The sequence below is a fragment of the Flavobacterium sp. CHNK8 genome, from assembly GCF_019774515.1.
Taxonomy (GTDB): domain Bacteria; phylum Bacteroidota; class Bacteroidia; order Flavobacteriales; family Flavobacteriaceae; genus Flavobacterium; species Flavobacterium tiangeerense.
Genome location: NZ_CP081492.1, coordinates 2505190 through 2522137, shown reverse-complemented (window position 1 = coordinate 2522137; position 16948 = coordinate 2505190). Strand labels below are relative to the sequence as shown.

General features: G+C 33.9%; 19 protein-coding genes. 8 read left to right on the top strand and 11 right to left on the bottom strand.

Translation table 11 applies throughout. The features are described 5' to 3' along the window. Positions 1-37 precede the first annotated feature (37 nt). The 7 genes from K5V07_RS10885 (at position 38) to K5V07_RS10855 (ending at position 6724) form a co-directional block, all read left to right on the top strand. Entirely contained in the window at positions 38-982 is a 945-nt protein-coding gene (locus K5V07_RS10885; RefSeq protein ID WP_221917499.1) for an ion channel, read from the top strand. A gap of 87 nt (positions 983-1069) precedes the next feature. Next, positions 1070-1966, top strand: coding sequence for a MerR family transcriptional regulator (locus K5V07_RS10880; RefSeq protein ID WP_182648240.1), 897 nt, complete (start codon positions 1070-1072; stop codon positions 1964-1966). Positions 1967-2002: 36 nt separating this feature from the next. Beyond that, entirely contained in the window at positions 2003-3478 is a 1476-nt protein-coding gene (locus tag K5V07_RS10875) for an NAD(P)/FAD-dependent oxidoreductase (RefSeq protein ID WP_221917498.1), read from the top strand. Position 3479: 1 nt separating this feature from the next. After that, positions 3480-4319: a phytoene/squalene synthase family protein gene (locus K5V07_RS10870; protein WP_158729351.1), complete on the top strand. Its 840-nt coding sequence runs from the start codon at positions 3480-3482 to the stop codon at positions 4317-4319. A 43-nt stretch (positions 4320-4362) separates the two neighbouring features. Next, a complete protein-coding gene (locus tag K5V07_RS10865; RefSeq protein WP_144888901.1) occupies positions 4363-4803 on the top strand; it encodes a sterol desaturase family protein in 441 nt (146 codons plus the stop codon). Between the two features lie 164 nt (positions 4804-4967). Further along, a complete protein-coding gene (locus K5V07_RS10860) occupies positions 4968-5429 on the top strand; it encodes an SRPBCC family protein (protein WP_221917497.1) in 462 nt (153 codons plus the stop codon). Continuing rightward, positions 5429-6724: a deoxyribodipyrimidine photo-lyase gene (locus K5V07_RS10855; protein WP_221917496.1), complete on the top strand. Its 1296-nt coding sequence runs from the start codon at positions 5429-5431 to the stop codon at positions 6722-6724. The genes K5V07_RS10860 and K5V07_RS10855 overlap by 1 nt, the downstream gene beginning before the upstream one ends. A gap of 65 nt (positions 6725-6789) precedes the next feature. Here the strand turns inward: K5V07_RS10855 and K5V07_RS10850 are convergent, their stop codons facing one another. The 9 genes from K5V07_RS10850 to K5V07_RS10810 all read right to left on the bottom strand — a co-directional run bounded on the left by K5V07_RS10850 (position 6790) and on the right by K5V07_RS10810 (position 14890). Then, the gene (locus K5V07_RS10850) at positions 6790-8208 is read right to left on the bottom strand and encodes an SDR family oxidoreductase (RefSeq protein ID WP_221917495.1); all 1419 of its coding nucleotides are present in this window, start codon (positions 8206-8208) and stop codon (positions 6790-6792) included. A 108-nt stretch (positions 8209-8316) separates the two neighbouring features. Next, positions 8317-8916, bottom strand: coding sequence for a GTP cyclohydrolase I FolE (gene folE / locus K5V07_RS10845; protein WP_086453577.1), 600 nt, complete (start codon positions 8914-8916; stop codon positions 8317-8319). A 52-nt stretch (positions 8917-8968) separates the two neighbouring features. After that, on the bottom strand, positions 8969-9652 hold the full coding sequence (locus tag K5V07_RS10840; protein WP_221917494.1) for an SDR family NAD(P)-dependent oxidoreductase: 684 nt from the start codon (positions 9650-9652) through the stop codon (positions 8969-8971). Between the two features lie 49 nt (positions 9653-9701). Continuing rightward, a complete protein-coding gene (locus K5V07_RS10835) occupies positions 9702-9986 on the bottom strand; it encodes a TIGR03643 family protein (RefSeq protein WP_254906649.1) in 285 nt (94 codons plus the stop codon). Positions 9987-10016: 30 nt separating this feature from the next. Next, positions 10017-11504 (bottom strand): cryptochrome/deoxyribodipyrimidine photo-lyase family protein, encoded by a 1488-nt coding sequence (locus tag K5V07_RS10830; RefSeq protein ID WP_221917493.1) that lies wholly within the window; start codon positions 11502-11504, stop codon positions 10017-10019. A gap of 5 nt (positions 11505-11509) precedes the next feature. Beyond that, positions 11510-12814 carry a DASH family cryptochrome gene (locus K5V07_RS10825; RefSeq protein ID WP_221917492.1) on the bottom strand — a complete coding sequence of 435 codons (1305 nt, stop codon included), beginning with the start codon at positions 12812-12814 and terminating at the stop codon, positions 11510-11512. Beyond that, positions 12790-12924, bottom strand: coding sequence for a DUF2256 domain-containing protein (locus tag K5V07_RS10820; protein WP_144888895.1), 135 nt, complete (start codon positions 12922-12924; stop codon positions 12790-12792). The genes K5V07_RS10825 and K5V07_RS10820 overlap by 25 nt, the downstream gene beginning before the upstream one ends. Further along, positions 12924-14231: an AarF/ABC1/UbiB kinase family protein gene (locus K5V07_RS10815; RefSeq protein WP_221917491.1), complete on the bottom strand. Its 1308-nt coding sequence runs from the start codon at positions 14229-14231 to the stop codon at positions 12924-12926. The genes K5V07_RS10820 and K5V07_RS10815 overlap by 1 nt, the downstream gene beginning before the upstream one ends. Then, positions 14231-14890 (bottom strand): TetR family transcriptional regulator C-terminal domain-containing protein, encoded by a 660-nt coding sequence (locus K5V07_RS10810; RefSeq protein WP_144888893.1) that lies wholly within the window; start codon positions 14888-14890, stop codon positions 14231-14233. Before K5V07_RS10810 ends, K5V07_RS10815 begins: the two co-directional genes overlap by 1 nt. A gap of 119 nt (positions 14891-15009) precedes the next feature. Here K5V07_RS10810 and K5V07_RS10805 point away from each other — a divergent pair, with 119 nt between their 5' ends. Further along, positions 15010-15924 carry a TIGR01777 family oxidoreductase gene (locus K5V07_RS10805; protein WP_144888892.1) on the top strand — a complete coding sequence of 305 codons (915 nt, stop codon included), beginning with the start codon at positions 15010-15012 and terminating at the stop codon, positions 15922-15924. Between the two features lie 102 nt (positions 15925-16026). Here the strand turns inward: K5V07_RS10805 and K5V07_RS10800 are convergent, their stop codons facing one another. Together K5V07_RS10800 and K5V07_RS10795 are read right to left on the bottom strand one after the other, a co-directional pair. Continuing rightward, on the bottom strand, positions 16027-16581 hold the full coding sequence (locus K5V07_RS10800; RefSeq protein WP_221917490.1) for an acyl-CoA thioesterase: 555 nt from the start codon (positions 16579-16581) through the stop codon (positions 16027-16029). After that, positions 16582-16947, bottom strand: a complete 366-nt coding sequence (locus K5V07_RS10795; RefSeq protein ID WP_144888890.1) for a 6-phosphogluconate dehydrogenase — start codon at positions 16945-16947, stop codon at positions 16582-16584. Between the last annotated feature and the right edge of the window lies 1 nt (position 16948).

The window sequence follows — 16948 nt, the reverse complement described above, 5'->3', positions numbered from 1 at the left end:
TTCTAATGGTGTTTTTGTCATTTTATAACTAAAAGCTATGAATCCAAAAGGGGAATCACAACAGAATACAGGTTTTGGTACGAATGCCAATAACTATGGAGGCCGATTTATAAATAAAGATGGCACTGCAAATGTGGTAAAAAGCGGAATGTTTTTCTGGAGTAGAATCAGTTGGTATCATACCATGATTGATATGCCACGTTGGCGGTTTCTCTCTATACTTTTATTGTTCTATATTGCAATGAATCTTATTTTTGCGCTTTTGTATTACGCTATAGGAATAGAACACTTAAATGGGATAGATGCTGGGGGTTCTGATTGGGGGAAATTTGGTCAAGCGTATTTTTTTAGTGCTCAAACCTTTACCACTGTGGGGTATGGTCACATCAGTCCGGAGGGTTTTTTAAGTAGTTTATTAGCTGCAGCCGAAGCCTTGATTGGATTACTTAGTTTTGCCATTGCAACAGGTTTATTTTTTGGAAGATTTAGTAAACCCACCGCTTTTCTTAAGTTTTCTCATAATGCTATCATTGCACCGTATAAAGAAGGTACGGGTTTGATGATGCGAGTAACCCCTTTTAAAAACACCAATCTTACTGATGCTTTTGCTAAGGTCACCATTAGAATGAGCATAAAAGAAAATGGGGTTTATATCAATAAATTTTTTGCATTAGACCTAGAATTAGAAAGAATAAATGTACTCACTTTAAGCTGGACACTCGTTCATCCTATTACAGAGAGCAGTCCACTATATGGATTTACCGAAGAGGATTTCAAATCTACCAACGGAGAAATTATTGTATTCTTAACCGCCTTTGACGATATGTTTAGCAATACAGTTGCCACAAGAACATCATATACATTTAACGAATTAATTTATGGTGCTAAGTTTGAACCTATGTACACTAGAAACGAAGATAATTCTAAGACAATTCTGCATTTAGACCTTTTGAATACAATAAAACGGGTGAGTTTGAAGTAAATACAACTGTTTTTACTTGTTTTGGTGTATTTAGTACCATTTATAATAAAATTTATTTTACATTTGTTCAATAAATATTAAAAAACGATGAACAATGTAAAAAATGTATTCAGTATCAAGGATCTTGAAAACCTTTCGGGGATCAAAGCTCACACGATACGAATTTGGGAGAAACGTTACGATATTCTTCAGCCCATGCGTACAGATACTAACATTCGTTTGTATGATTTGGCTAGTTTACAAAAACTTTTAAACATAACCTTGCTCCATGATTATGGATACAAGATATCAAAAATTGCAACCTATCCTCAGGAAAAAATTCCTTCGCTTGTACGTGAAATAATTTCGAGTAAAACTGCAAAAAGTCACGCCATCAGTGAGTTTAAGATGGCTATGATGAACTTTGATCAAGAGTTATTTTTTAACACATACAATTGGTTAATAGCTGAGAAATCATTTAAAGAGATTTTTCATCAAGTTTTTATTCCATTGATGAATGAATTAGGACTTTTGTGGCAATCCGATACAATTACACCTGCTCACGAGCATTTTATTAGTTATTTAATCAAACAAAAATTACTAATTAATACAGAGAAACTTCAAGTTTTAAAGCAAACCAAGAACGATAAAGTTTTTGTTTTGTCTTTGCCTATGAACGAGATTCATGAACTAGGTTTGATGTACTTAAACTATGAAGTGTTATTACACGGATACAAAACGATTTATCTGGGTGAAAGTATGCCTATTGAAAACCTAAAAGACTTAAAAAAACACTTTAACTCTATTGTATATGTTTCTTACATGACGGTTCAGCCAGAACGAGATATTCTGGATAATTATATCCAGAAGATGTCAGAAGAATTATTAGATGACACCACAGAATTATGGTATATTGGGCGCATGGTTGAGTTTATAAAAAAGGACGAACTTCCAGAGCAAATAACAATTTTTAATTCTATTTCAGAATTAATTGATTGGATTTAATATTTTGTTTAAACAATTTGTATATTTGCTAGACAAATGAAAGATATAAAAAAAATAACAATAATAGGATCAGGCTTCTCTGCTTTGGCTGCTGCTTCCTATTTAGCTCAAAGTGGCCATGATGTAACCGTTTATGAAAAAAACGATTCTTTAGGTGGTAGAGCAAGACAACTCAAAATAGACGGTTTTACGTTTGATATGGGGCCTAGTTGGTACTGGATGCCAGATGTTTTTGAGCGATTTTTTGCTGATTTTGGTAAAAAAACTACTGATTATTATGAGTTGATTAAACTAGCACCAGCCTACAGAGTGTACTACGGAATCAATGATTTTATTACTATTGCTGATAATTTAGATGAAATTGTTGCTACTTTCGAGTCCATCGAAAATGGTAGTGGTGCAAAGCTGCAAAAATTTATGGCTCGTGCCAAAAGCAACTATGATATCGCTATTAAAGATTTAGTTTATCGTCCAGGAGTTTCGGCTTTAGAATTAATTACCACCGAAACGGCGCTGAAAGTGGGAGAATTTTTCAGTAACATAAGTAGAGATGTACGTAAGAAATTTAAAAACGAAAGGCTAATCCAGATTTTAGAGTTTCCTGTTTTGTTCCTTGGTGCAAAACCATCTGATACGCCTTCTTTTTATAGTTTTATGAATTTTGCTGATTTCGGATTGGGAACTTGGCATCCAAAAACAGGAATGTTTGATGTGGTGAGAGCCATGGTAAATCTTGCAAAAGAACAAGGAGTACAATTTGTAACCAATGCGGGAGCTGACAAAATAATTGTTGAAAACGGAACAGCAGTTGCCCTTCAAATAAATGGAGAGCGCGTGGCATCTGATTTAATTTTGAGTGGTGCTGATTACCACCACACAGAAACATTATTAGATCAAAAATACCGAGCGTATTCAGAGAAATATTGGGATAGTAAAGTTTTTGCTCCATCATCATTATTGTTTTATGTAGGATTTAATAAAAAATTAGAAAACATAGCACACCATGCTTTGTTTTTTGATGTTGATTTTTATCAGCACGCTAAGGATATTTATGATGAACCTCAATGGCCGAAAGAGCCTTTGTTTTATGCAAATTTCCCATCTGTAACAGATGCAACTGCTGCACCTGAAGGTATGGAGTCTGGATTTTTTCTTGTACCTTTAGCACCAGGGATAAATGATACTGAGGCGTTAAGAGAAGAATATTTTGAAATAATCATCAAGCGTTTTGAAACCCTAACACAGCAAAATGTTAGAGAAAGTATTATTTTTAAAGAGTCTTTTTGTAAAAATGATTTTGTTTCAGAGTATAATTCATACAAAGGAAATGCGTACGGCATGGCAAATACGCTCTTGCAAACAGCGTTTTTGAGACCGAAGTTGAAAAGTAAAAAGGTTAAAAATTTATATTTTACAGGCCAGTTGACCGTTCCTGGACCAGGTGTTCCGCCCGCATTAATTTCTGGAAAATTAGTGTCGGAATTAATTAATAAGCAATTTTCAGAACAATAGTATGAAGCAATTATTTGACGACGTATCTTTCAAATGTAGCAAGTTAGTTACCAAAAATTATAGCACCTCGTTCTCACTAGCGGTGTACATGCTGTCACCAAGCATTAGGGACGCCATTTATAGCATTTATGGTTTTGTGCGTTTTGCAGATGAAATTGTAGATACCTTTCATGGTTTTGACAAGGAAAGTTTAATCACAGAGTTTGAAGACGAATACTATAAAGCCTTTGATCGTGGTATAAGTCTGAATCCCATCTTGAATTCATTTCAACAAACCGTAAAGCAATATAATATTACTGACGATTTAATTCAGGCCTTTTTACGTAGCATGAAATTAGACTTAATCAAATCTGATTATGATAGTAAAGAAGAATATGATGCATATATATACGGATCAGCAGATGTAGTAGGACTGATGTGCCTCAAAGTGTTTGTAGCCGGAGATAACGAGCGTTATGATCAACTCAAGGATGAAGCCATGAGATTAGGATCGGCTTTCCAAAAAGTGAATTTCTTACGGGACTTAAAAGATGATAACTTGGTATTGAACCGAAATTATTTTCCAGGAGTAGACCTAAATTCATTTGACGAAAAGGCAAAAACAGCCATCATTACTGAAATCGAAGAAGATTTTAGAGTGGCTTACGAAGGGATTGTGAAATTGCCAATCGAAGCTAAGTTTGGTGTTTACACCGCATTTGTTTACTACAAAAAATTATTAAAAAAACTTGAAAATACGCCGTATCATGAAATTGGTAGCGCTCGTATTAGGGTTTCTAACTACACCAAAGCAGGTTTACTAGCCAAATCTTTTGTGTCTTATAAATTAAAACTAGTATAATTTCATCATTAATAAAAATTGTTACACTTAAATACATAATAAAATGATATTTTTTTTGATTTTTCTTGGTACTTTTTTAACCATGGAGGGGATTACTTGGTGTACCCATAAGTATGTAATGCACGGTTCCATGTGGTATTTTCATGCAGATCATCATCAGCCAAAATACGCAAACATCTTTGAGAGAAACGACATCTTTTTTGTGATTTTTGCAGCGCCAAGCATTGCTCTTTTTTACTACGGAGTTGAAGGCGGTTTGAATTATAGATTTTTCATAGGTCTAGGCATTATGTTTTATGGTTTGTGTTATTTTTTAATCCATGATGTCCTTATTCATCAGCGTTTTAAGTGGTTCAAACACACTAATAATAAGTATTTAATAGGTTTGCGTAAAGCACACAAAGTACACCACAAGCATTTAGGTAAAGAACACGGAGAGTGTTTTGGGATGCTGTTTGTACCCTTCAAATACTACAAAATCTAATTAAAATCGTTGGGGCGTGACCTCGCTTCCACTAGCGTTACAGCGGGGTCGGGCTATCCGTTCCCGCTTTTTTTTGGCTTGACAAAAAAAGTCAACCCAAAAAAAGAGCTCCACTACTATCCCTCACGCGCAAAAAAAACACCAATTTCTTTTACAAAGCCATTATGAAAATATACAAACAAGAAACCGTTCAGCATGTCAATGCACCTGTTGCTGAATGTTGGACTTTTTTTTCGAACCCAAAAAACCTTCAAAAAATTACACCCGAAGGAATGGGTTTTCAAATCACTGATTTTGATCAAAAATCAATGTATCCCGGACAAGTTATACAATATAGAGTGACACCACTTTTTGGCATCACCTTATCTTGGATGACGATTATTACTCAAGTTAAAGAAAACAGCTATTTCATAGACGAACAGCGTTTTGGACCTTACAGCTTTTGGCACCACAAACATTTCTTTGAAGAAACCCCTACAGGAACAAAAATGACTGATGTGGTGCATTATGGCTTGCCATTAGGCATTTTAGGTCGCATCATGAACGCATTAGTAGTGAAAAATAAATTAAAATCAATTTTTGAATACCGTGTAACAAAGGTTGATGAAATTTTTAATTCAAAATAATGAGCAAGCAACAAGTATCTCTCTTTTGGTTTAGACGGGATTTAAGACTAGACGATAACGCAGGTTTATTTCAGGCCTTACAGTCAAGCAAAGTTGTAATTCCGTTGTTTATTTTTGATGATGCCATACTGGATAAACTGCCAGTAAATGATGCAAGGGTCAACTTTATACATCAATCATTAAGTACCATTCAGGATGCATTAGCGCAAATAGGGAGTTCACTTCTTGTAAAAAAAGGACAAACTCATGTCGTTTGGAAATCGCTATTAGAAGAATACGATATTCAAAATGTTTTTTATAACAAAGATTATGAGCCGTATGCACTAGAGCGTGATGCCGCCATTTGTGAGTTGCTTGAACAAAGTAACGTAAAAGCACAAGCTTTTAAAGACCAAGTAATTTTCGAAGAAAAAGAAATCACAAAAGCTGATGGGTTGCCTTATACCGTATACACACCCTTTAAAAATAAATGGTTAGAAAAATACAAAACGATGGCGCCTGTTGTGGAGTATGATACAGAATCATTATATGCTAATTTTCATAAGAATTCCTATGCAATGCCTACACTGGAAGAAATAGGTTTTGAAAAAAGCGCTATCAGTGTTAAGCCACACAATCTCAAGTTTATATCAAATTATCAGGATACAAGAGATTTTCCAGCTATGGATAAAACTTCTTATCTATCTCCTCATTTGCGTTTCGGGACAGTAAGTGTGCGCAAATTAGTCAATTGGGCTTTTCATAAAAATGATGTTTTTTTAAGCGAATTGATTTGGAGAGAATTTTTTATGCAAATTCTTTACAGTTTTCCAAAAGTGGTCAATCGTAATTTTAAAGCGGCCTACGACGGAATAGAATGGCGCAATGACGAAGCCGATTTTAAGCGTTGGTGCGAAGGAAAAACAGGTTATCCTATGGTTGATGCAGGGATGCGTCAGCTTAATGAGACCGGCTACATGCACAATAGAGTCCGTATGGTTGTAGCTAGTTTTTTATGCAAACATTTATTAATTGAATGGCAATGGGGCGAAGCCTATTTTGCACAAAAATTATTAGACTATGATATGTCTGCAAATGTAGGCAACTGGCAATGGGCTGCTGGAACTGGTTGTGATGCAGCGCCATATTTTAGAGTTTTTAATCCAGATATTCAACAAAAAAAGTTTGATGAAAAAGGAGCTTACATTAGAAAATGGATTAAAGAATTTGATTTAGGATACGGAAAACCTATGGTAGAGCACGCTATGGCTAGAGATAGAGCTATTGCTACGTATAAAGCAGGAATTTTAAAATAGTTTACATTTCCCAATACATGTTTAAAAGTTTTAAACGCGTATTGGGTTTTGAGTTTTAAACAGAATTAGTAAATTAATTTTTGAAGCATTCCTTTGAATATAAATCCATGAAAAGGAACAACGCTGTACCAATACAATTTACCCCATATTCCATCAGGTCTAAAAGTTGCCGATTGATATAAGGTATTTCCAATTATTTTAAACTCGAGCCAAGCTTCACCTGGAAGTTTCATTTCGGCAAATAAGATAAGTTTTCCTTCTTCTTTATTGGCATACAAAACCCTCCAAAAATCAAGAGCATCACCAGCATGAATATCATGTCTGTTGGTTCGTCCACGTCTGGAACCTACACCACCATATAATTTATCAATAAAACCTCGTAAATCCCAGAGCCAATCTCCATAATACCAACCCGTTTCACCTCCTATGGACCAAATTCTACTGATGGTAAATTCCCGGTCAATGATTTCCATTTTTCTGCGGTCAATAAAGCAGTCTTTTTTGGGTACTTTTAAATAATTAGAAAGATTGGTGTTGAAACGCCCACTAATCATAGAATCTTTCCAGCTGGAAGCCACCTTATCTTCGTCCACTTTTATCAAAGCTCGTTTTAATGCCTGTTGGTACGTCATAGGTTTTACTTGCACAATGTCATTAATTCTATTGTCATTGCATACCACTTCCACTTTCATACTGCTTACCAGTGCCGATGCCAATCTATAGGATGTTGAAGTTACAAAATACAACCAATAGGAGGAAAGCTTAGGGGTCATTACGGGTACTGTGAAAATCCATCTTTTTAAATTTTTGGCTGCAGCAAAACCTAAAAGCATCTCTTTATACGTTAAAATATCAGGCCCACCAATATCAAAACTTTGATCAAACGTTTTTGGATTCAATAAGGATCGCATTAAAATATCCAACACATCAGTGATGGCTATGGGTTGGCATCTTGTATTGAGCCATTTTGGGGTGATCATTATAGGTAGTTTATTCACTAAATCCCTGATAATATCAAATGAGGCGCTACCAGATCCTACAATAATTCCAGCGCGTAGGGTAGTGGTAGCAAAAGTTCCATTAGTTAAAATATCTTCTACTTTTTTTCGGGAAGAAAGGTGTTTTGACAAGGCTTGGTCGTTTACAATACCACTTAAATAAATTACTTGCTGTACGCTAGTTTGGTTCAACTTGGAAACAAAGTTTTTCGCTGATAAACTTTCTAATTCGTCATAGTTTGTAGCAGATCCTGACATGGAGTGTATCAAATAATACGCTACATCTATTGCATTCGGAATATTTTGAACCGATAGTTCGTCTAAAAAATCAACCTCAATTACTGTAATTTTACTTTGAAATTCAATAGGGCAATAAAACCTATTCTTATCTCGTACACAACATATTACTTCATGACCTTGTTCTACTAATAAGGGTAAAAGTCTTTTTCCTATGTATCCTGTGGCACCAGTTAAGAGAATTTTCATGGCTTTATAAATTAGGTTAACAAAAAAAGGAAACTACGCAATATTTAAATCTTGTAATTTCCTTTTGTGAATTTATGGTAGGATTATAATTTTTATCTAAAGATACAATTAACTTAGTTTATTAGATACCAAACTGATAAACTCTTTTCTGGTTTTGTCTTTTTCAAAAGCACCTGTAAAAGAAGAAGTAGTTGTTACAGAATTTTGTTTTTGAATCCCACGCATTTGCATACACATATGTTGTGCTTCAATCACTACGGCAACTCCTAGCGGATTTAAAGCCTCTTGAATACAGTTTTTAATTTGGTCCGTCAATCGTTCTTGTACTTGCATTCTTCGAGCAAAAGCATCAACAACTCTTGGTATTTTACTCAAACCTACAATTTTACCATTTGGAATATAAGCAACGTGTGCTTTTCCAAAAAACGGAAGCATGTGATGTTCACACATGGAGTACACTTCAATATCTTTTACAACAATCATTTGCTGGTGATCTTCAGTAAACATAGCAGATTTTAGAATTTCTAAAGGATCTAAGCCGTACCCATGTGTTAAATATTGCATTGCTTTTGCAACGCGTTCAGGTGTTTTTTCTAGACCTTCGCGAGTCACATCCTCACCTAAATTTTCGATTATTACTTTATAATTATCCGCTAATGCGTTTGTTATTTCGGTATCGTACTGTTCAATTTTTTCGTAACTTTTCATTTCTTTGATCATTCTATTCTGGGTTTCAATTTTTATTTTGGGTGAATTATTTTTATATTTTAAAAGATACGATGCCGTAATCCATTTCGAATATCTGTCCGGATATGGATTTAGCGTTCTCTGAAATCAAGAAGTTAGCCATATTCGCAACTTCTTCTGGCTTTAAATACCCTTTCATCGGGTGGCGTTCTACCATATTTTCCTTCATACGATCGTTTCTTAATATTCCCGCTGCTAAAGTCGTTTCGGTAATTGTAGGCGCAATAGCATTGATTCTAATCACAGATGCTAATTCAGCTCCTAATGATTTTACAAGCCCTTCAATTCCTGCTTTGGCGGTAGCAATACTCGCATGGAACGGCATTCCTAGTTTTACAGCAACCGTACTGAATAAAACGATCGACGGATTAGTTCCTTTTCGTAAAGCGGCTAAGTATTTTTGAATAGCTTTTACTGCCCCTATTACGTTTATTTCAAAATCATTTCTAAAATCGTCAATACTTAAACTTCCTATTGGTTTTAGATTTATAGAACCAGGACAATAGATTAAAGTATCCACGTTTTCTATATCAGGTAAAGCATCTTGTAGAACATTTATTGAAAAGTGTCTCAAGTTGGGGTGTGTGATTTCAGGCTCGTTTCTACTTATATTGTACACGATATTGCTTTCTAATTGTTGTAATAGTATAGCACTACCAATACCTTTGCTTCCCCCAATGATTACTATGTTTTTCATGTGTAATATCAATCAGTTATTAAAATTTATTTTTGTAGTTGTATGTAAATTATCGTTTTGAAATCTTATTGTTGTTGATTTGTCTTTGCATGGTGCATTTAAATCGTCCTTCTCTAAAATCTCTTAATTTTTCATGCTTCGTTTTTCTACCTTGCACTCTTTCACGCCACATTTTAAAACTTGATGGTTTCATTTCGGCGCGCATCAAGTTGATTACTTCTTGTTCTTTGAGTCCAAATTGCAATAAAATAGCGTCAAACGTAGTTCGGTCTTCCCAAGCCATTTCTATAACGCGGTCTTTTTCTAAATCAGTAAGTTCTTTTTTTACAGTCACGATAGAATATTTTTGTTATTATTTTTTAGTCTAGGATTCACTTTCGCCTATATCGGCCATAGTATGTAATTTTAGGATACGATAACTTTCTTCTTTTACAAGCGGATTTTTTTTCATTTTCCATAAAAAATCACTCGCAAATTTCCTAGTCCTTTCCATATTGACAATTGGTTTTGGATAATCTACACCAACTTCAAAATCATTAAACTTTTGGTCTAAATAGGTCATTTTATAAGGTTCATGGATAAAGCTGCGCGGAATATTTTGCAACTCAGGAACCCATTTTCGTATAAACTCTCCCTCTGGATCATGTTCATAACTGTTTTTTATAGGATTGTAAATGCGAAGCATGTTTATACCTGTTTCTCCTGCTTGCATTTGCAATTGCGGAAAATGAATTCCCGGCTCAAAGTCCAAAAACATTTGGGATAAATGATGGGTAGCTTCCTGCCATGGTTGCCATAAATTATGTGTAAAAAAGGACACTAACATGGCACGCATTCTAAAATTTAGATATCCAGTTTCATTTAAACATCTCATGCAGGCATCAATAAGTGGGAATCCAGTGTTACCTGTTTTCCACGCTTCTATATAGTTCAAATTCACCTTTTTTTGTAAAGAATGAAAGCCTTTATTTACACTCTCAAACTCCATGATTTCCTCCATTTCAAATTTTTGAATAAAATGGGCTTGCCATGTTAGCCTAGAAACAAAGGAGTCAATTTGTTTGGGATCACTACAATTTAATCTAAAAGTAGCTGCTTTTTGCAATACTTCGCGAGTGGATAAATTTCCCCAAGCAATATATGGAGAAAGTCTACTACAGCTTTTTCTAGCCAATAAAGGTTTAGAAATATGCGAACTGTAGTTGAAATAACGTTCAGTAAAAAAGGTTTCTAGATATTTACGCCCCATTGTTGTACCTCCTTTTTGAAAAATGGTATCGGGTACAGTTTCTAGATTCTGTTTTTCTAATGTTTTTTCTATTTCGTTAATCTCCTCAGCTGAGATGTATTTATTCGGATCAAAATCAAAATGTAGTAACGGTGAATTCATATACTGCTCCCAGTCTTGTACCCAGTTGGAACGATTCTTTAAAGCTCTAAAAATACCATTATTGATATTTTCTTGCCATTGAATAAAGTTGTTTTTACAATATCTCTTGAACGTTTTATCTCGTTCATAGGTTATTTTAATTCCTGTTTCTTGGTGTGAATAGACGGTTATTATTTTATAATTTTCTTCAAGAAAATTGAATACTTGAATCACCTCAGATGAAACTGCTAATATTTTTGTGTTAGATTTTTCTAATTGCTTGTTTAAATCTACTATAGATTGTTTGATAAAATTCCAATGTCTTGTACTGTAATGAGTATCATTTTCTAATGATTTTTCAAATACATATAACAACAAAGTAGGTATTCCCGTTTTTGTTGCATTGAAAATAGCTTCGTTATCTTGCAAACGAAGGTCTCTTTTCAACCAGACTACATTGATATTTTTTTTATTGGTATTCATTTATATTAGAATAGTTTATTTTGCAACCATAAATTTTGAAACTTGGATTGTCCGTCATAATTAGACGCTTGTAACTTAATGTTGAATTTGCGATCTCTAGGATCATTGCCCACTCCAGAAACATACATCCAGTTACCATAATTGCTGTGGACATCATAATCAAGCAAAAGAGACTCAAAATAAGCAGCACCAATACGCCAGTCCAGTAACAAGTCTTTAGCAAAGTACGAAGCTACATTTTGCCTACCTCTATTACTCATCCAGCCCGTTTCCTTTAGTTCAATCATATTTGCATTTACAAATGGTTCTTCGGTAGTTCCATTTATCCATTTAGTAATTGCATATTTATTATTTTTCCAATCGTAATCTCTATGTAAAATGCCGCCTATTTTAAAGATGCTATCTCCGTTTTTTAAGGAAATATATTTGAAATAGTCTCTCCAAATCAACTCAAAAATTAACCAGTATGTAGATTCGTTTTTTTCTACCTCTTTTTCATATTGCAAGATTTCCCAATAAATAGTTTTGGCTGAAATAGAACCATTGGCCAACCAAGGCGAAAATTTCGAACTAAAATCAGCGCCTATCAATCCATTGCGAGTGAGCTTATAAACGCTTAACTTTTCACTATCCCAAAAATAACTTTGTAATCTAGACAAAGCTGCATCTTCACCGCCATAAAACGGAAAAGCAGTTCTAGAATCTAATTCAAAATCTTCTAATCCTAAGTCTTGTAGAGTAGGAATCTTAGTGTCATTTGGCACTAAATTTTCTTTTGATTTTGATTTAGAAACAAATAAAGATTTAACTCGAGCTGATTTTTCGCATTTATTTCTAAATTGTGTAAAAACATTTGGTATCGATTCAATATCAAACGGAATACTATCAGGATGAAACAAAAACTGGTTGTAAGAAGTTCTAAATTCTACTGAAGCCTCTGTTTTTTCTCTAACATTTTGTTCAACTTGCTTTTCCTCACTAGTCCATTCTTCTTGAAAGTAAAGGGAATTAATTTCATTCTTTTTAATGAATTCAGGCAATACATCCTCAGGTTTTTTGTGGTAAACCAATAAAGAAATGTTTAGTTTTTCTAGATTTTTGCCTAAAACAACCACAGATTCAATTAAAAATTTGGCTCTAAATTTCTCTGTTTTTTTAAATCCAAATTGCGTTTCTTCAAACTGTCTTGGGTCAAAAAAATATACAGCAACAACTGTCTCATTAGTATCAATTGCATTCTTAAGTGATTCATTATCCTGAACTCTTAAATCATTTCTAAACCAAACTAAACCTTTTTGTTTCTTCTGCATTTTTCACTACAATATTTTACGTCTTCCCAAACCTTTTCCCATTTTTTCCGCCAGTTGAAGGGCCTGTTACAAACTAGGCACATCTTTGAGGGTAAATGCTCTTTTTTCACTACTTGTATTTTTCAAACTCATTGACAACTACTGTAGCCTTTAAGTCAAACATTAAATTGTACAATCCAAAAAATGTTCTGTTCATGTATATAAAATGTTTAGAACCTCTATTCCCATTCATCTTTCTCAGGTTGGTGTCTTTTGAAAAACGTTCTCCTAGTGCTGCAATATCTTCAAAAAAGCTTTCGTCAGAAAAATCAAATGTTGATGCTTGAAATGGCTGGGTAAATAAGGATAACAGATCATGAAACATAGTTGTAAAATAAGCTATCTCCTCTTGGGTATCATCTGTTCTTAAAATTTCAAGTTCAAACAATTTAGCGTTAAATAATTTAGGATCATTTATGACCTTTTTGTCAATAAGCTCAAAATATGGAATGTAGAATTCAGTAGGAATTTTTTTCATGCATCCAAAATCAAGTGCTACAAGATTATTGTTTTCATCTACCAAGAAGTTTCCTGGATGAGGATCTGCGTGTACTTTTTTCAGAATATGAATTTGGTACATGTAAAAATCCCATAATGCCTGACCAATTTTATTAGATGCCACTTGATCTGTATTTATTTTTGTAAACTCAGATAAGTGTTTTCCGGTCATCCAGTCCATGGTAATGATTTTCTCTGATGAAAACTCTGGATAATAGCTAGGGAAAACTAAATTTTCAATTTTTTGGCACGCTTCAACTACCTCTTGACTTTGTTTTAGTTCCAGTAAGTAATTAGTCTCCTCAATCAATTTATCTTCTACTTCTTTGAAATATTTATCAGAATCTTTTCCTTGCAGGTTAAACATTCTTATGGCAATTGGTTTTACCATAGACAAATCCGATGAAATACTATTGGCTACACCAGGATACTGAATTTTTACCGCTAATTTTTTACCGTCTTTAACCGCAACGTGTACTTGTCCTATGCTAGCCGCATTTACAGAGTTAGCATTAAATTCATCAAATATTTCATACGGTGTTTTACCAAAATTAGTTTTGAATGTCTTTAAAACCAATGGAGCAGATAATGGAGGCACTGAAAACTGAGACAGTGAGAATTTTTCAACGTAAGCTTGTGGTAAAAAACTTTTATCCATGCTTAACATTTGGGCTACTTTAAGTGCACTTCCTTTTAAACTTTTAAGCCCATCATAAATATCCTCTGCATTATCTTCATTCAATTGATCACGTGTCATATCAGAGTTGACCATTTTGCCACCATAATATTTAAGGTAGTTTACGCCAACTTTTGCACCTGTTTGTACTAATTTAGTTGCCCGCTCAATTTTTGAAGTGGGTATATAGTCTATTGTTTTCATTACTTGTTGTATATTTTTTCTTTGAAAATAAATTTTCCAAAATCGATTAAACTGTCTATCGGAGCAATATTCATCAACTCAAAAGTTACTTTAACAGATTTTTCAATGTAGATATCTGTTTTTTCAAATGCGGGACTAGCATCATCAAGCCAGAACTTTAAGGTTAATAAAAGTTGTATCCAAGACGTTTCTTGAAAAGCTTTTTCTTGAAAGTTTTGTAAACGTTCCTGTTGTGTTCTAAAATCATCAGCGATAATCTCGGTAAGGAAATTTTTAAAGCTGTTTCTCAATCCAGATAGTTGCATCACTTTCTTGAGCTGATTGTTGTGTTCTTTTAAAACTAAAACTACATAACTTCTATTGGCAGTAAGAATCTCAAAAAAAGTAAAATAAAAACTTAGCATTTTACTCTTCATGTCATACATCTCATATTCTTTGTTTTTATGCAGTAGTTCTACTGTTTTTTCTATAAACATTTTGAAAATTTCCTTTTCGATGCTCTCAATAGTTCCAAAGTAGGCATAAAAATCAGTCTCAGTAAAATCATTTGATTTGCTAAAACTGTATACGGACTTAGGTTTTTCACTGTGTTCTAGTACATAATCCATATACAATGAAACTATTTTATCTTTTGTAATTGCTGTTTTCTTGGTAGCCATTTTAGTGTTTATTTCAAATTAAGGTATAAAGGTAGTGAATGTTTAACTATATATTAATAAAGTTAAACAAAATTTATTATAATTTTATATCTTTAAAAAATCATTAGCTTTACACTATTATGAAAAAGAACGTATTAATAAGTGGCGGAACAGGATTTATAGGAAAGCAATTGACGACTTTGCTTTTATCAAAAGGCTTTACAGTATCCATTTTGACAAGGACTTTGAGACCTAACCTTGAAAAGGTTTTTTATTATAAGTGGGACGTTGAAAATCAAACCATTGATGAACAAGCAGTTTTGCGAGCAGATTTTATTGTACACCTTGCTGGAGAGAACATCGCTGAGAAAAGATGGACTGCAAAACGTAAAGCTGCTATAATTGAAAGTAGGGAACAATCTACTTTATTATTATACACTACGATCAAGAAACACAATAAAAAGCTTGACGCATTTATATCTGCCTCTGCAGTTGGTATTTACGGTGCTATTAATGGCGAGGAGATTTGTGAAGAAACAATGCTTCCAGAAAATGATTTTTTAGGGTACACTTGTCAAAAATGGGAGGACGCAATTGATTTTATAGAGAATAGAAATATTAGAACTGTTAAGTTAAGAACAGGCTTAGTATTGGGTAAAAAGGATGGTGTATTGAATAAGTTATCCACAGTTTTTAAACTTCGGTTAGGATCTGCACTTGGTACTGGAAAACAGTACATGCCTTGGATTCATGTAGATGATTTATGTGAGATGTATTTTCATGCCATGCAAAATGAAACCATGAACGGAGCCTACAATGCTGCCATACAAGACAATACTACTAATACTATTTTCTCGAAAACCCTTGCCTGTGTATACGGTTACGCTATTTGGTTGCCCAATGTTCCTGTATTTGTTTTAGAGTTTATGATGGGAGAAATGTCAAAAATTGTGCTTACGGGTAGGAGGGTTTCGTCTGAGAAAATAGAGCAAACAGGTTTTCAATTTCAGTTTAAAAATCTAGAAGGTGCTTTGAGGAATTGTTTAACGAAATAACACATTCAGTTAACATTTTTTTTGTTTTAAAAATTCACTCCTTAATTTGATATAGTTTCATTCTAGAAATTCTGAAATATCTTTATTTTTTCAAAACCTTTATTAGTGAAATTCTATATCGAGCTTTACATTGTGGCCATCAAGGCTAGCAATGGCTGCAGGTGAATTATGGTCAAAAATTTCTTCGTGTAAGTCTTTTTCTTTCTTTAAAGCAATTTGCTTAACGCAGTTAAAATAGCGTCTCAAATCACTCTGGTTAGACAATATAAGTCCAGGTACGGTAACGCTTTCACCGTCGCTGTTTTTTGCCACCATGGTAAAGTAGGAGGAATTACAGTGTTTTATTTTTCCCGTTTGAATGTTTTCGGCTTCTACCCTGATGCCCACAATCATAGAACTTTTACCCACATAATTCACACTAGCTTTCATGGTCACTAGTTCACCAACTTCAATGGGTTTCAAGAAATTTACGGTATCAACCGAGGCGGTTACACAATAATTTCCTGAAAATTTTGAGGCACAAGCAAAAGCAATTTGATCTAAAAGCGACAATATATAACCACCATGTATTTTACCACTAAAATTGGTATGCGAAGGCAACATGAGTTCAGAAATAGTAATGTTTGACGAAGCAACAGTTATAAATGTCTGATTCATTTATTTTATTTTAAATGGCGAGTTGACTTTTTTAACATCAGTAATGAAATAGCGTGTATCGCCCCACCATGGAAAAGTACGGTATCGTTCTACGTAATTTACTTGAACATATTGACCTTCTAACGACTGTAAATCTGAGATTACTTTTTCCTCGCTATCTAATACTGAAAAGGTGAAAATTTGTGCTCCTGAAATACCTTGGCTGATTTCTCCTTCCCAAGTTTTAAAAGCGACTCCTTTATTACTGACTTTAATTAATTCGCCAGAACGAACTCCTTCACTATAGGTAGCATTGTATAAAAAAGTGAAATATCCAACAATAAATAATATAATCATTGCTGCTGTAATCATTAAAAATTTTCTCATT

Bases quoted from the DNA above. Each gene is read 5' to 3' on its own strand.
- K5V07_RS10885 (WP_221917499.1), top strand. From the start codon at position 38: ATGAATCCAAAAGGGGAATCACAACAGAATACAGGTTTTGGTACGAAT.
- K5V07_RS10880 (WP_182648240.1), top strand. From the start codon at position 1,070: ATGAACAATGTAAAAAATGTATTCAGTATCAAGGATCTTGAAAACCTT.
- K5V07_RS10875 (WP_221917498.1), top strand. From the start codon at position 2,003: ATGAAAGATATAAAAAAAATAACAATAATAGGATCAGGCTTCTCTGCT.
- K5V07_RS10870 (WP_158729351.1), top strand. From the start codon at position 3,480: ATGAAGCAATTATTTGACGACGTATCTTTCAAATGTAGCAAGTTAGTT.
- K5V07_RS10865 (WP_144888901.1), top strand. From the start codon at position 4,363: ATGATATTTTTTTTGATTTTTCTTGGTACTTTTTTAACCATGGAGGGG.
- K5V07_RS10860 (WP_221917497.1), top strand. From the start codon at position 4,968: ATGAAAATATACAAACAAGAAACCGTTCAGCATGTCAATGCACCTGTT.
- K5V07_RS10855 (WP_221917496.1), top strand. From the start codon at position 5,429: ATGAGCAAGCAACAAGTATCTCTCTTTTGGTTTAGACGGGATTTAAGA.
- K5V07_RS10850 (WP_221917495.1), bottom strand. From the start codon at position 8,208: ATGAAAATTCTCTTAACTGGTGCCACAGGATACATAGGAAAAAGACTT.
- folE (WP_086453577.1), bottom strand. From the start codon at position 8,916: ATGAAAAGTTACGAAAAAATTGAACAGTACGATACCGAAATAACAAAC.
- K5V07_RS10840 (WP_221917494.1), bottom strand. From the start codon at position 9,652: ATGAAAAACATAGTAATCATTGGGGGAAGCAAAGGTATTGGTAGTGCT.
- K5V07_RS10830 (WP_221917493.1), bottom strand. From the start codon at position 11,504: ATGAATACCAATAAAAAAAATATCAATGTAGTCTGGTTGAAAAGAGAC.
- K5V07_RS10825 (WP_221917492.1), bottom strand. From the start codon at position 12,814: ATGCAGAAGAAACAAAAAGGTTTAGTTTGGTTTAGAAATGATTTAAGA.
- K5V07_RS10815 (WP_221917491.1), bottom strand. From the start codon at position 14,231: ATGAAAACAATAGACTATATACCCACTTCAAAAATTGAGCGGGCAACT.
- K5V07_RS10810 (WP_144888893.1), bottom strand. From the start codon at position 14,890: ATGGCTACCAAGAAAACAGCAATTACAAAAGATAAAATAGTTTCATTG.
- K5V07_RS10805 (WP_144888892.1), top strand. From the start codon at position 15,010: ATGAAAAAGAACGTATTAATAAGTGGCGGAACAGGATTTATAGGAAAG.
- K5V07_RS10800 (WP_221917490.1), bottom strand. From the start codon at position 16,581: ATGAATCAGACATTTATAACTGTTGCTTCGTCAAACATTACTATTTCT.
- K5V07_RS10795 (WP_144888890.1), bottom strand. From the start codon at position 16,947: ATGAGAAAATTTTTAATGATTACAGCAGCAATGATTATATTATTTATT.